We start from the raw sequence: 237 nt of genomic DNA on the forward strand, positions 1-237 counted from the left end.
GACGGCATCTGGGGGAGTCATGATTTTGGCAATTGGTTTGAATATTATCGGTGTTACCATATTTAGGGTGGAGTATCTGCTTCCTGGCATAATGATCACCGCCATTCTGGTTACTTTCATGTATTATGTATAAAAAAGTAGGAAGGGGATTACCCCTTCCTTCTTTTTTATCATAATCAAAAATCCATCAAAGGGTTTTTTCTTGCTTGATTGACCATGTGAAAGGAGTGATGGTAG

The 237-nt window shown here is 38.8% G+C and carries 1 protein-coding gene; it reads left to right on the forward strand.

Going from position 1 to position 237, the window contains the following annotated elements:
* Positions 1 to 133: DUF554 family protein (locus tag ACYP5M_RS26735; RefSeq protein ID WP_459735752.1), on the forward strand; the 133-nt coding region annotated here is incomplete at its 5' end.
* Positions 134 to 237 lie beyond the last annotated feature (104 nt).

This window comes from Peribacillus sp. N1 (assembly GCF_054600815.1).